The sequence below is a fragment of the Bradyrhizobium yuanmingense genome (assembly GCF_900094575.1).
In the GTDB taxonomy this organism is placed as follows: domain Bacteria; phylum Pseudomonadota; class Alphaproteobacteria; order Rhizobiales; family Xanthobacteraceae; genus Bradyrhizobium; species Bradyrhizobium yuanmingense.
Window position 1 is genome coordinate 1 of sequence record NZ_FMAE01000040.1, and the last position, 12,895, is coordinate 12,895.

10 protein-coding genes and 4 pseudogenes are annotated in these 12,895 nt (G+C 57.6%); 10 read left to right on the top strand and 4 right to left on the bottom strand.

Annotated elements, in window-relative coordinates:
* The 3 genes and pseudogenes from GA0061099_RS37420 to GA0061099_RS37430 form a co-directional block, all read left to right on the top strand.
* Positions 1-275 (top strand): annotated as a pseudogene (locus GA0061099_RS37420) (IS256 family transposase); the annotation flags it as partial.
* A 369-nt stretch (positions 276-644) separates the two neighbouring features.
* Positions 645-1,670, top strand: a pseudogene (locus tag GA0061099_RS43430) (IS110 family RNA-guided transposase).
* A gap of 688 nt (positions 1,671-2,358) precedes the next feature.
* The gene (locus GA0061099_RS37430) at positions 2,359-2,643 is read left to right on the top strand and encodes a DUF3892 domain-containing protein (protein WP_074448569.1); all 285 of its coding nucleotides are present in this window, start codon (positions 2,359-2,361) and stop codon (positions 2,641-2,643) included.
* A 361-nt stretch (positions 2,644-3,004) separates the two neighbouring features.
* Here the strand turns inward: GA0061099_RS37430 and GA0061099_RS37435 are convergent.
* A pseudogene (locus GA0061099_RS37435) lies at positions 3,005-3,156 on the bottom strand (cold-shock protein).
* A 245-nt stretch (positions 3,157-3,401) separates the two neighbouring features.
* Between GA0061099_RS37435 and GA0061099_RS37440 the strand changes: the two are divergent.
* Positions 3,402-3,665: a hypothetical protein gene (locus GA0061099_RS37440; RefSeq protein ID WP_036031923.1), complete on the top strand. Its 264-nt coding sequence runs from the start codon at positions 3,402-3,404 to the stop codon at positions 3,663-3,665.
* A 451-nt stretch (positions 3,666-4,116) separates the two neighbouring features.
* Here the strand turns inward: GA0061099_RS37440 and opgC are convergent, their stop codons facing one another.
* Together opgC and GA0061099_RS42500 are read right to left on the bottom strand one after the other, a co-directional pair.
* Positions 4,117-4,491, bottom strand: coding sequence for an OpgC domain-containing protein (opgC, locus tag GA0061099_RS42495; protein ID WP_420886588.1), 375 nt, complete (start codon positions 4,489-4,491; stop codon positions 4,117-4,119).
* A 121-nt stretch (positions 4,492-4,612) separates the two neighbouring features.
* Positions 4,613-5,293, bottom strand: a pseudogene (locus tag GA0061099_RS42500) (OpgC family protein); the annotation flags it as partial.
* 821 nt (positions 5,294-6,114) lie between these two features.
* Here GA0061099_RS42500 and GA0061099_RS37455 point away from each other — a divergent pair.
* Entirely contained in the window at positions 6,115-7,044 is a 930-nt protein-coding gene (locus GA0061099_RS37455; RefSeq protein ID WP_244621043.1) for a helix-turn-helix transcriptional regulator, read from the top strand.
* 265 nt (positions 7,045-7,309) lie between these two features.
* On the opposite strand, the gene GA0061099_RS41720 is transcribed toward GA0061099_RS37455, so the two are convergent.
* Positions 7,310-7,690: a hypothetical protein gene (locus GA0061099_RS41720; protein ID WP_158644919.1), complete on the bottom strand. Its 381-nt coding sequence runs from the start codon at positions 7,688-7,690 to the stop codon at positions 7,310-7,312.
* Between the two features lie 259 nt (positions 7,691-7,949).
* Here GA0061099_RS41720 and GA0061099_RS37470 point away from each other — a divergent pair, with 259 nt between their 5' ends.
* The 5 genes from GA0061099_RS37470 to GA0061099_RS37490 all read left to right on the top strand — a co-directional run.
* On the top strand, positions 7,950-9,119 hold the full coding sequence (locus GA0061099_RS37470) for a sensor histidine kinase (protein ID WP_036031931.1): 1,170 nt from the start codon (positions 7,950-7,952) through the stop codon (positions 9,117-9,119).
* 680 nt (positions 9,120-9,799) lie between these two features.
* Positions 9,800-10,375: a tyrosine-type recombinase/integrase gene (locus GA0061099_RS37475; RefSeq protein ID WP_036031936.1), complete on the top strand. Its 576-nt coding sequence runs from the start codon at positions 9,800-9,802 to the stop codon at positions 10,373-10,375.
* Positions 10,376-10,449: 74 nt separating this feature from the next.
* Positions 10,450-11,403: a hypothetical protein gene (locus tag GA0061099_RS42505; protein ID WP_225138283.1), complete on the top strand. Its 954-nt coding sequence runs from the start codon at positions 10,450-10,452 to the stop codon at positions 11,401-11,403.
* A 129-nt stretch (positions 11,404-11,532) separates the two neighbouring features.
* Positions 11,533-12,483 carry a hypothetical protein gene (locus GA0061099_RS37485; protein ID WP_074448571.1) on the top strand — a complete coding sequence of 317 codons (951 nt, stop codon included), beginning with the start codon at positions 11,533-11,535 and terminating at the stop codon, positions 12,481-12,483.
* Positions 12,484-12,679: 196 nt separating this feature from the next.
* A partial coding sequence (locus tag GA0061099_RS37490; protein WP_208604921.1) for a transposase occupies positions 12,680-12,895 on the top strand: 216 nt, incomplete at its 3' end.

Sequence of the window (12,895 nt, forward strand, 5' to 3'; positions counted from 1 at the left end):
GGTTGAAGCTGCCGAAGGAGCTTCGTCGATCGCTCGCCTGTACCAACATCGCCGAGAACATGATGGGCACCATTCGCCGCGTCACGCGCAACGTCAAACGCTGGCGGGATGCCGGCATGGCCTTGCGATGGGTCGCGGCCGGCATGATCGAAGCCAACAAGGGCTTCCGGCGATTGAAGGCGCATAAGCAATTGCCGGTTCTGCGTGCGGCCCTTCAAGCTCACCACGATCGCATGACGATCAAGCCCATTGCCCATGTCACGAGGGCCGCGTAATCATTCGTTCCGGCAACGTCGGCCCGACGTAGTTCAACAGCGATCGGGACATCTCCTTCAGGTTTGCGTTGCAGGCGTTTCGAGATATCCGTGAGCGTTAGGACAATTAGCTTCTCTCCATCGGGGCATCTTCATGGCAACAGGTCTCCGCACCAGCCGATTTAGACGCCTTGCTCATGTTGCGACGTGAGGCCGACAAATCTCAGCCGTTGTCGTTGGCCGGCCGTGGTGGCCGGTAATTTTGGACGCCGATCCCCCAGCTTAGGGGGGCAAAATTTGAACACGATGACGTAATTGCGGTCGGCGCTCGTGGCAGACAACCTCCGTTATCGTTGAGCCCTCGCAATCAAATGATTCGAAGGAGCTCCCATGAAGCAGTACGTCGGGGTGGACGTCTCACAGAGAGAAACCGCTGTGTGCGTTGTCAACGAGACTGGTCAAGTAATCTTCGAAGGAAAAGCCAAGGCCTAATCCTGGTGCCTTGACTGATCTGAGCAAACATGCGCCTCATGCCGAGCGTATCGGCTTCCAGACCGGTGCGATGGCGAGTTGGCTATGGCATGAACTCCGCAGGGTCGAGCTTCCGGTGGTCTGCATCGACGCTCGGCATGCGCACGCAGCCTTGTCGGTCCGAATGAACAAGAGCGATCAGAATGATGCGCGAGGCCTTGCCGAACTGGTGCGGGTTGGACGTTATCGAGAGGTCAAAGTCAAAAGTGCGGAAAGCCAGAAGATCCGAGCGATCCTGTCGCCAGATCTCGGCTAGTGTCCATGCGCCGAGACATCGAGAACCAGGTTCGCAGCTTGATCAAGGAATGTGGATTGCTATTCCCTCGCGCGATCGGCCAACAGTTCCGCAACCAGGTCAGCGAACTCTTGGGCGTCGATCATTTGCTTCTCAGCGTGATATCGCCGCTGCTCTCGATCCATGAGAACGTTTGTCAACAACAAGGTAAATTCGACAACGAGGTCCGCCGGTTGGCAAAGCTGGACGAGACGACGCGTCGCCTGATGACGGTCCCGGGGGTCGGTGTCGTGACGGCCCTAACGTTCCGCCACACGATCGATGACCCCTCGCGCTTCCGATCGGCTTCGACGGTCGGCGCCTATCTGGGCCTTACCCCTCGCCGGAACCAATCTGGCGAAACTGACATCACTGGCAAGATATCGCGATGGGGCGACCGGCTTCTCCGAAGCTACCTGTTCGAAGCGGCGACCGTTCTGCTTTATCGGACGAAAAAATGGTCCTCGCTTAAGGCTTGGGGAATGAAGCTCGCAAAGCGAATTGGCGCGAAGAAGGCGAAGGTCGCCATTGCTCGGAAGATCGCCGTGATTCTCCATTGCATCTGGGTCGACGGAACGTCGTTCGACTGGGGCCAGGCGAAGCCCGCCTAATCTCGTCTCGTGAATTCCTAGTCCGCCGGGCTGGCGATGTCCCGCTGGGACGGTGGTCGTGGTGACCTCCGTCAATCGGCTGGTGGCGGTTGCTACCGCACTCCGCCCAACACGTTGAGGCACACGGCCCGGACATCATCGTGAGGCGCTTAGCGACCTCGGAAAGGACCATGACTCAGCGATGCATCAACGGCTAACAATCGTAGATAAGCCGCGCTCGCCCCGTCTCCGCAACCCGACCAGCTCCAAGGGAGCAAGCGCTACCGCCGTGCCAAGTGGAGAGCAGGGAAGCAAGGAGGTGGCTTGACATCAAACCGCAATTAAAGGGCCGATTGACACCCCGGCTGAGCGCTTACGGTCCGTTTAGCTGGGCCACTTCCTTTGAGCGTGTGAAGCCAGCCAGCGTACAAGCGCGTCGTCTGCCGGACTGGCCGACGTTGTCTCACCGTCCATTTGGGCACCATGGTAGAAGTTAGCGGTCACGTGACTCGGCGCTCATCTGAGAGAAGAAGCGCTGTCCCTACCACGCGCCGCTAACTCCACCGCCAGCCTCAGCGACGGAAGAAGGCTGACGGTAGGATACATCCACCGCAAAAAGCCGCGGCACAACTGCCAGAGTTGGCCGTCCCCTCCTCCACGACCAGTCTCTAAGCTAGTGCCTCAGGCTTGCAGAGATGGGAGACACCGCATGGCCAAACGCGTACGCATTCGTTGCATAAACAAGACTGACAGGCGAAGCGCACACGAGAGAATCAAAAATGTCGGCGGGCTAAATTCAGACGGAACGCGATGGAAGCTATCCGTTAAGAAGACTATCCGAAACCTCGAAAGCCGCGAGTGGGAGTACTACGTCGAAGAATCAGGCGTCACTGTTGAGGTCATCGTCGCTACCGACGGGCGACACAAGTACATCAAGACAACAGTGGACCGAATTCAACCGGACAATCTCCTTTCGCTCCCTGAATTTCCGTGATGATTGTCGATCACAGATCGCAGGCAGTGCGGGCGAGACTCGGCGCTGTTCGGTTGCGTTGGATCAGACGCTGTCCCTACCCCGCCCGCGCTGCCGGTGAAGTTAGCGGCACGTGACTCGGCACGAGTGCTGTCCCTGCCGCGCGCCGCTAACCTCGGGCCAGCCTCAGCGGCGAAAGAAGCTGACCGCGCTTCCCGTGGGGAGTGTAGCCCACGCGCCTCAAGTTGTATGGGCGAAAAGTCTGCCGGGCACCTACCTGAATCGGCGGCGACATTCTGTCGAGCTAGGGCTTTATGCAGCGACGCACGGGCGACGTCGGACATTGGACGCCGCGAATCCGTTGGATCGAATGCTGGGTGCGTCACCCGATCCGCAAATTTTCCGCTGAGTCTTTTCCGCGATTTTTCACGATGTCGAAGCTGACTTTGCGCCCTCTGCGAGCGAAGTAAAACCAGCCTTCTCAACCGCGGAGATGTGGACAAAGACGTCATTGCCGCCCGAATCCGGTTGAATGAACCCGTAGCCCTTTGTCGGGTTGAATCATTTCACAGTACCAATAGCCACTTTCAGTTCTCCGTTTTCAAATCAAAGCTAGGGTGCGCGGTCGCTCCTAGTGGCGCGCCAACGCCCATGGCTTCAACAAGCTATAGCCGGGCGGCGTGGTCGTCTAGCCTGCAGGCAAGCGCGTCGGCTCGGGCGATTTCGAGCAGATGGCGCCGATCCGCCCGCTTACTACCCGAGTAAGGAGCCCTGTTTTTATGCTGCGCGCAGAAGCGCCGACCGACATTCCGCCAACACCAGTCCCCAACAAGGTCAAGAGCACGCCGTTTGGCTCGGGTGTCGTCGTGCTGTCGATTCCGATGGCGGAAAAACTGTTGGTGCTTACCGTGCTGTTGCTGAAGCCGGCAACGCCTTCCATGACGTCCCAGGTTCCGCCGCTCCAGATCAACGCCTCGATTCGAATCTCGCTGTTCACCTCTGTAAAACTCGCGGACGTGGTCGACCGCGAAGCCGTGAACTGATTATAGCTGAGGATGGCCGGGTCGTTATACCACGAGCGGACAAACCGCTGCGCGGGCGTGTCCTGCCACGCCGGCCCGGTGATAATTCTGGCAAACCCACCAGCGAACGGGTTTCCTCGCCCGTCTTGTATTCGACCCCGATACTGCCAGCTGTCGAGGACGTCGAATGGCCCGTGGTTTACGCTTCCAGCGAGGTGACCACGCCTGCAGGCCTCGCCTTCTCGAAGGAAGGTCGGGCCTTTGCTGCGGAACGCGGCTGGAACGGCAATATGCACCAGTTTATCGAGTTTCTCAGTTCGCACTGCCCTGAAAAGAAAGGATGGTTGAGCGTTAGGTTAATCCAATGATGTGGAGCTTGTCCGCTCTCGACATGGAGCGGGTGTTTGACAGATCGTGGACGGCATCGAAAGGGCAAGAGCTGCTCTCCGTGCTCCACCCGCAATTTACCAGTTTAGCGAACCGGCGGAACTTGCCCGATCGATTGCGTCCCCGCTGACTTCCGCTCGCGCCGGATGCCCATCGCGTTCAGTAACCGCGCGATGCCGATCATCATCAGCACTCCGGCAACACTGACTACGATCTGCATCGCAAGGCCCTTCGAGAGGTCGAGCAGCGCAAGATGGCTGGCGAGCGCCAGAAGGACGCCGAAACAATAGATCGGCAGCGAATTCTCGCCACAGCACTTCGCGCAGCTCAGCACCGGCGTCGATAGCCCCTCCCAATTCCGCGGAATGAATCGTAGCGCCACAATTGCAAGAGCGACAAAATGCAGCAGCCGTATCGGACTGAGATTCGATTTGTCCGGTGGAAATAGCAGGTCCCTCAAAGTTTGCGAGACCAGCGGCTCGATCCTCCAACTCTGAGCAAGAACCAGGCCGAAAACTAGATAGAGAAACGGCCAGAATAAGCGTCAAGCGCGCCATCACCCACGGCCGGAATTTCTCTCCCTCAATGACGCACCATGCGCCCAGCACGATCAGAAACTGCCAAGCCAGCGGATTGAAGAACCAGACGCCGTTGGGCCAGGCCGGAACGCTCCAATCAAAGACGTGCACTAGCGCGTAGAGCGACAAGGACACCCCAAGCGTGACGTTCGGCGCTCGCAGCAGCAGCCACAGCAGCGGCGCGAACAGCACGTGAAAAATCACAAAAACCGGCAGGACGTCAGTGTTGACAGGCCGGTATTGCAGGATTGCGGCGTGCGCGAGGGTCGCACCCGGACGTTCGAGCAGAATTCGCGTATTGCTCCCGTCGGCGAGATCATCGCTGCCCGTAAGATAGACCAGGATAGCGCAAGCAAGTGTAAGCAGTAGAAACGCCGCGTAGATGTCCCATCCCCGGCGTAGCGAACGGCCGATCATGCCGCTCCAGCCTTCGCGCTCACGCACCCTGCCGTAGGCCAACGCACAGGTAACGCCCGAGAGGAACATGAAGATCTCGGCGGCATCGCAGAAACCGTAGTTGCGCGGTGTCAGCCAGCTCCCGATGTTATTGGGGACATGATCGAGAAAGATCCACCATAACGCGATCCCGCGATAGACATCGATACGCAGATCGCCGCCGGCCGCTCTGAACTCCGGCGGAGTCTCGCCGAACAATCGCCTCGAGGTTTGAGTTCGATCGTCCATCTGTTGGCCCGCGTCCGCGCCTCATAGGGTCGATGATAACGCGCTCCAGCTATCCGATGGATGATGAGGGCTCGTTCGTCGCCCAGCCGTCCCGAGCGCCAGGGTCGGGAGGGTCATCGTCTTCCCAAGGGGCTTCCGGTATTTTTTCGCCAACGCCCCGTATCAAAAGTTGCTTTCGCATTTCGGTGAGGCGGGCCCGGCAGTACTCGCGGTAAACCATGTCGAGTATAATGGACATGATCGAACCTCTTCCTGATCACCATGTTGACGTCCCATGTGACAGATTTCGACCATTTCATCCGGCAGCTAAAAAAGAACAGTGCCGGGAAGTCATTGGGTCCGACGAACCTTAAGGTGATGCGGCGATCAAGGCACGATAGGAGACCGGATTAGAGGACAGTGTTGTTCTGCAGAACTTCCGCCTGCGATGAGCAGTGCGATAAAGTCTTGCAGCCAGGGATGTTCAAACTGGATCCGACGGCAGCAATTTGAAATAGAGTAGTTACAATCATCTCCTCTTAAAGGAGATATTTGCACGCTACATTTGCAATCAGAAATTGCCGTAATTTTCTGGCCGCCACGTGAGCCAGTTCACATCAGCATCAATCACAGGTGAATGAGACTAGCCGACAAATGAAGTAGCTTCTTGGAATCTTGCGTACCTGAGGAGATGGTCGGTGCGCGAATTGCACAATACGGATACCGGCGGCTGGCCTGCCGCAATTTGACATTGTGGCTTATCAAGGCTGGAGATCCTCATGTCTATGGACGCTGCCACTTTCGTATCGCATCGATTCTCGACGCGCGAGCATCCGGAGCGGATGCGACTTCCACTATGGCGCGAGAGGTTTGTGCGGGGAATAGTTCACGTCGATATCGAACCTCTAACGAACGTTCCGTTTCAAGCCGACGCAACATTGCAAGCGCTCCGGGGTCTACGCACGCTCGCACTGAGAGGCTCTCCCATGTGCTTCAAGCGCTTGCGGGCGAGCGTTGCTGACGGCGACGACTCAATCGGCCTCATTGTCTGCTTACCCGGCAAAACTCGCTTGTCGCAGCGCGGGCGGGACATCGAGCTTTGCGCCGGCGACGCAACCTCGATTCTGCATTCGGAACCCGCTACCGTCACCTATATCGACGGAATGCTATTAGGTCTCGCGGTACCCCGCGAGGCCCTTGCGCAGCGCGTGGCAGATATCGAGAGCCTCGCCATGCGGCCGATTCCGCAGAGAAATGAACCACTCCGCCTCCTCATGGCCTATCTGAAGTCAGCATTTAAGGAGGGGGCTCTGGCCGCCCCCAAGCTGCGTGATGCGATCGTAGCCCACACCTGTGATCTTGTTGCGCTCGCGGTCAGCGAGTGCGCCCCCTTGGGCGAGAGCGATGCGAGTGCGATCGTGGCCGCGCGCCACAGCGCCGTACTCGACTACATCGCGGCACACTTTCAGAAGCCCGGGCTTAGCGTCGAGGAGGTCGCTCATCGCCAAGGCATTTCACCTCGCTATCTGCAGCGCCTGATGGCGTCATCAGGATCATCGTTCACCGGGCATGTGAATGAGCTACGTCTCCAACTTGCGTTCAAACTGTTAACCGAGGCGCGCGTCAGCGCGCAGCTAATTTCCGATATCGCGCTCGAGGTAGGCTTCTCGGATTTTTCGCATTTCAATCGCCTGTTCCGAGCTCGGTTCGACGATTCGCCGCGTGGGGTTCGTTACGCCAGCGGGGATCCCGGCCGAGCGACGTGCCCCTGATCGGCGCGTGCGCGACATCTTGCTAGCGAATGTCCGCATTCCCGCCTAGGGATTTGGAGCTATCCGCCTGGCAGTAGACCTATTATGCTCACATTGAGTTTTGTCGAGTTTGATTCATCGCGGCCCCGGAGCAGTTTGAGAAATTGGTCTTCGTCGCCCGCTTTCCTGCGCCGGCCGGTCGCGATCGGAACAATGACCTCGTCATCTGCATGACCGACAGAGCGGCCGTTGAAGGCTATATGCCGCAAAAACAGCGAAAACCTGTCTATCGAATTGATCGTACGATCGACGAGCAGCTGATTAAACGCTCCCATGAGAGGGTCGAGCAGTGTTCGGAAATCCTGAAACACCCACCGCCGAGTACCTTCCTGGGAGCAACGCGCCGCGACATAATGCCGAGGAAGATTGAGAATAGCAGGATTTTCCGGGCGCCAAGATCATCTTCCTTGTGATAAGCTGTGGCATGGACCGCGCGATGCAGCTCCGACATTTGAAAGAAGCCGAGCGGCACATAGCTCAAGGCAAGCGCCACATCTTTGAGCAGGAGGGACGGATAGGGTTCATGGTTCGTCAGGGCTATGACACCGGCGAGGCGCGGAAGCTGCTCGATAATTTCAAGGCCTCTCAAATGCAGCACCTGTAGCATCGAGACCGCATCCTCAGAGAACTAGAGCAGTAATGACGGCAAGGGCGCTCAAGTGCGGCTGCGAGCCAGCTAAGCGAACTCGGCTTCGACTTGGGGAGTGCTAGGCTGTTTACCGTCAATGGGCCGTAGCTGCTACGTAGGCCTTGTCCGCTATAGCGGCCAAATTCGTGCGGCAGCGCAATAAGCGAACTGGACCGATAAGAGATTGGCTTCAGCAACTGTCCCTGGCACTTTTCGGAGTGCGTGGCATTGGAAGTAAATGAAAGAACTGGCGCCCGGAATGAACGAAGGTGGCTCGCTGGATAGGCTCCGGCGCCACATCCGCATTCTGGTCGATATCGGGCGACTCGGGGGTGAAAAGGTCGATCTGCATCGCTTTCTAAATCAAGCGGTCGTTCAAGTCGCGCGCGCAGTAGAGATACACCACGTAAAGATTCTCCAATATCGTCCGCACTCCTCAGATCTCCTCCTAGTCGCAGGTGTGGGATGGAAGGATGGGGTCGTAGGGACCGCGACATTATCGGCCGACCTACGCTCTCCACCCGGGCGCTCGTTTCAGACGGCAGAACCCGTCACCGTCCAGAATCTCGGTGAACAACAAGAATACATTCATTCGGATCTTCTGAAGGAGCATGGCATCATCTCGTTGACCAACGTTCCTGTGCTTATAGATGGTGCAGCCTGGGGTGTGCTCGAAGTGGACAGCACCAAGGCGAGAGAGTTCACCGAGGACACGAGCGATTTTCTGACCGCCGCTGCCGCGCTGATAGGAGCCGTACTTCGCCACTATGCGCGGCCGGATGAAGAAGCGCGTTTGATGGCTGCTGCCGCCGAAGCTCAAAGGCGAGAAGTGCTACTTCGGGAAATGCAACATCGCGTCAAGAATAACTTTCAGCTCGTTTTATCTTCTATCTCCCTCCAAAAGCGCCGGCATCAGAGCACAGAGGTTCATCGCGAGCTGGATCATGTCGCTAGCCGTATCAACGCCATCTCGCTGGCGCATGATCAACTCGCCCCTCGACACGAAGGCCATAATGTAAACCTATCATCTTACATACGCGCACTTTGCAGCGCGATCCGTCAGCAGGTTGAAGGAGTCGAAATCGATGTCGAGTGCGACGAGCTCGAACTGAGCATCGACCGAGCATTGCCGGTCGGTCTCATCCTAAATGAGACTGCAATGAACAGCATTAAACATGCATTCGACCGGAACGGCGGCAGGATCAAGGTGCACTTGGTAGGCGGCGTCGGCTACGGCGAGGCCCGTCTAACAGTATCCGACAATGGGTGTGGCATCCAGAAATCGAACGAGCATGGATCGGGTCTTAAGCTGATCGCATCGCTTGCCAAACAAATCGGTGGCGACGTTCAGCAGCAAAGTGCCGACACGGGCACAACAACGACGCTCACGTTTCCGTTGATGACGTGAACCATTCGAGCCAAGGTTGAGCGGTTCTTCAATGGGATCAAGCAACGCCGTCGGCGTGGCTACGGCAGGCTCGCCGCCCACTACCTTGCGTTCTCCAACTCGCGTCAATCCGGTTGTGGCGGCGCATAAATGAGTCCGCGCCCTACCTAGCGGGCCTCTCATTTCTTGAAGCGTAGCTTGACGTCCGTGTCTACTAGCCGATTCGAAGAAGATCCTGTTGTACGTTGCTTAGAGGGAAATACAGTTCGACTATCGAATTCCACGTACGTCGTTCCATTTTGCGCAGCCATGCTCGCTGCTCCTTAACCTCATCTTCGATGAGATTGGTTTCAGATCCAACCTCCTCACTCGCCAGGTGACGTAGTGGCCGCGACAAAGTACTGGCCGTGCGCATCTGGATGCCGAGTGCGTAGCCCCTCACGGGCGATAGCTGATCTTGCCTTGGAAGGCTCCCTCCTCTCTTGTTTACAATAATGATTTACAACATCGAGTAATCTCGCCTCCCGAGCTATCCAGATCGCACTCTTAAGCAAACTCTCAAAGCCTCATCAGTCGCCGAGCACCTCTCATCCGGATGCGCTGATCTCTTCCGAAAGCTCTTCGCTCGACGAACTGATAAGCATTTATTGTGTTGCAGCGATCGGCCGAACGGCTAGAATCTGGCATTCGGTTTGATCGACATGGCAGGCAAACAAGCCAAGATACTTTCTGATCAAGCGGCGCGAGATTTGCTCTTCTTCGCCGGCACGACCCGGCATCCGGATAGAAATCGCGCTATCGTCCTCTTGTCGCTGAAGGCAGGCCTGCGCGCCGCCGAGATTGCCAAGCTGACCTGGGATATGGTTGAAGGCGCCGAAGGCGAGATTGGCTCGACAATCGAGGTACGGGACAGCGTCGCAAAACGGCGACACGGCCGCCGAATCCCGGTCCAACAGGATCTGCGACAGGCACTCATCGCCTTACGAAAGCTATCTCCGGGAAACGGACCAATCGCGCGATCGGAACGCGGCGGACCGATGACGCCACTCAGCATCGTGGTCTGGTTCAATCGCGCGTTTCAAGCGATTGGCCTCAGCGGCTGCTCCTCTCATTCCGGACGACGAACCTTTATTACGCGCGCCGCACGCCTCGTTCACAAGGCCGGCGGCTCCCTAAGGGATGTCCAGCTCCTGGCCGGCCACCGTTCGATCCAAACGACCGAGCGGTATATTGATGGTGACAGCGACGCCCAAAGGAGGCTGGTATCTTTGATTTAGGGAAGTCCCGATCATTGGCAGTGCCGGCGCAACCCCGGCACCCCACCGGAGCGGCGGTCAGATCCGCGGCCAGCTTGATCATCGCCATCTGCCGAAATGGCGCTGGCCTGCCCTCGTTGGCGCCTCAGATCGGCGTCGGCTCACCAGATCCGGACCTCCATCAGATCGTGCGCGCTCGAAACACACCGCCGCTATTTGACTGGATGGTCGAGACCTTCAGCTTCCAGGGGATCTCGGACAGGGTGGCCGCGTCTTATCTTCACGCCCATGGCGGCATCACCTGGCATGAGATCAGCCAAATAGTGCGTGATCCCGCTTGCGCCCTGTTAGACAGTTATTGGACCTACGAAAGCTGCCGCTACGACAAGACTCGGCGCACGTGCAGCCACCCCCGTTATATCCGCCGGTGCCCCGTTCCCAAGGCTCCACTGAGAAATGGCCATCTCAACCAGACTGCGTTCAGCTTCTTTCTGTTTGTCAGAGATGTCGCGGATTCCGATCTTTTTGGGTGGATCGATGGCCAGCTCTCGGCGGCGGGCGAACTTGGCGATGGGTCCGCTCAAGAGGCGTTAGTCGGTCCGACCCGTCATGTTTTTGGGGTTTCGGACAAGGTTCTGACGATGACGCTTTCATCCGTCTTGATGGCGGATCGCGAGGGCCGTCCTGATTGGTATGCAGTTGGCAGTGCCATGATCGTCGTGGATCGGCTGGTTCACAACTTTCTGGTCCGAACCGGTATTTTGCAGCAACTTGGCATGGTTCACCCTTACGGTCCCCGTTGCTATGCAGACGGCGGCTGCGCCGAGGTCTTGCGGCGCGTCTCGGCGCAGATCGACGCGCGCCAGTTTGACGGTGATTTTCCGGCGGATTTTCCGCGCTTTGTTCAGCACGCTCTTTGGCATTACTGCGCTGCTGACGGTTTGAACGTCTGCAACGGCAACAATATTGATGATCGCAAGTCATGCGATCTTTCGTCGTGTATTGTTTACAGTAATTGCGCCAAAACAGCGCTAAAATTACAGCAATGACGTTCTATTTCTGCGCAGTTTTGCGGCAATTAAAGTATTGACATCATTGCGATTTGACGACTCTGCTTTATTATACTTACGACGAGATGGTTTGAACACTCTTCTCGTCTTCAGCCAAGGAGACGTCCAATGACAAGACCGCCATTGCCGGGACCATCCCGGAAGACCAGCGACAACGCCGTTTTAGAAAGGGGCCCAAATCGGGCCCCTTCGGCTTTTCAGGAGGGCGAAATCGCCAAGCCCAATATTACGACCCGGAAGACACTCTCCGCCTCGGCAATCATCGTCTACGGGATCGACGCGACCGGCAAGCCGAAGGCCGGCCGGTTCCCGGAGCGCCAGGCAGCGGCAGCCAAAAAGGCCGCGCGCTCACTCAAGCTGGCTGTTTGCAACGTCGATCGACCAGCCCTTGTCGAAATCGGCGCGAAAATTCCGGTCGGACGCGTTCACGACCAAGGCAGAGCGCTTCTGCCCTACATCAAACGCAGCTTGTACGACGAGCTCGCGGCCGCCGTTCTTCCGGCGAGATCAAGTGCCGCCGCTGCAACAAAGGCCCCTCCAGCGAAGGCAATGGAGGCAGCAAAGTCCCGGTCCAAGGTCTTTATCGTTCTCGGCTTCGATGAAAACCAAAAGCCACGCGGCGCGCGATACCGCACATCCAACGAGGAGGAACTCATCAAACTATCGAAGGAGACGGCGCTCAATCTATACGAGCTGAAATCCGCCGACTCAATCAGCTTGGCGGGCGCTCTCCCGGCTGGAAAACTCCCAACCACCGGTGCCGCCTCTGTCCCTGAGATCCGCCAAGCCCTGTACAGTGAAGTCGTCGTGGGCATTTCGGACGACGCGGCCGCAGTACCGCGAGACAAGCTCGGCGGCCCTCTGCCTCCTCAGAAGGGATCTCCCGAAAGCTGGGAAATCATCGAGACCGGGCATCTCGTCATCGCCCAGGAATCTCCCGAATACGGTTGGGCCGAGGCGATTGTTGTCGACCGGAAGGATGGCCTGTTGACCCTCCGCTATCGCGACTATCCAAGCTACCCAAATTCTACCGGAACTATCGCGCGGTCGCACTCCTAAGCCGCGGCAGCAAGTAAAGCTACGCGCTGCAAGCTAGAATGGCGCGAGCCGAACTCGCGCCGTTCCAATTACCTCCCGCCCCTTCAATCATCCATCATCAACAGGAGCAACCATGTCCTTGGACACGGATCGATAACGTACAGAGTCTTTCGCACTTTCAGGATTGACGGCTTCTTCTAGAATGAAGGAGCTTTGAATGAACGATGGGAATGCCATGGGTCAGGTGATCCAAATTGATGAGGCCCGGATTCGAGATCACCTGGGCGAGATGGTCCGCGGGACAGTGGAAGAGACACTGAACGCGATGCTGGAGGCCGAAGCGGACCAGCTGTGCGGTGCTGGGCGGTATGAGCGCAGCCCGGCGCGGCAGGACACGCGGGCAGGCAGCTACGAGCGAACGCTGCAGACCAAG

What these genes read in the sequence shown, in the direction of transcription:
- GA0061099_RS37430 (WP_074448569.1), top strand. Translation starts at nt 2,359, where the DNA reads ATGGCCAAACGCGTACGCATTCGTTGCATAAACAAGACTGACAGGCGA.
- GA0061099_RS37440 (WP_036031923.1), top strand. Translation starts at nt 3,402, where the DNA reads ATGCTGCGCGCAGAAGCGCCGACCGACATTCCGCCAACACCAGTCCCC.
- GA0061099_RS37455 (WP_244621043.1), top strand. Translation starts at nt 6,115, where the DNA reads ATGCGACTTCCACTATGGCGCGAGAGGTTTGTGCGGGGAATAGTTCAC.
- GA0061099_RS41720 (WP_158644919.1), bottom strand. Translation starts at nt 7,690, where the DNA reads ATGCTACAGGTGCTGCATTTGAGAGGCCTTGAAATTATCGAGCAGCTT.
- GA0061099_RS37470 (WP_036031931.1), top strand. Translation starts at nt 7,950, where the DNA reads ATGAAAGAACTGGCGCCCGGAATGAACGAAGGTGGCTCGCTGGATAGG.
- GA0061099_RS37475 (WP_036031936.1), top strand. Translation starts at nt 9,800, where the DNA reads ATGGCAGGCAAACAAGCCAAGATACTTTCTGATCAAGCGGCGCGAGAT.
- GA0061099_RS37485 (WP_074448571.1), top strand. Translation starts at nt 11,533, where the DNA reads ATGACAAGACCGCCATTGCCGGGACCATCCCGGAAGACCAGCGACAAC.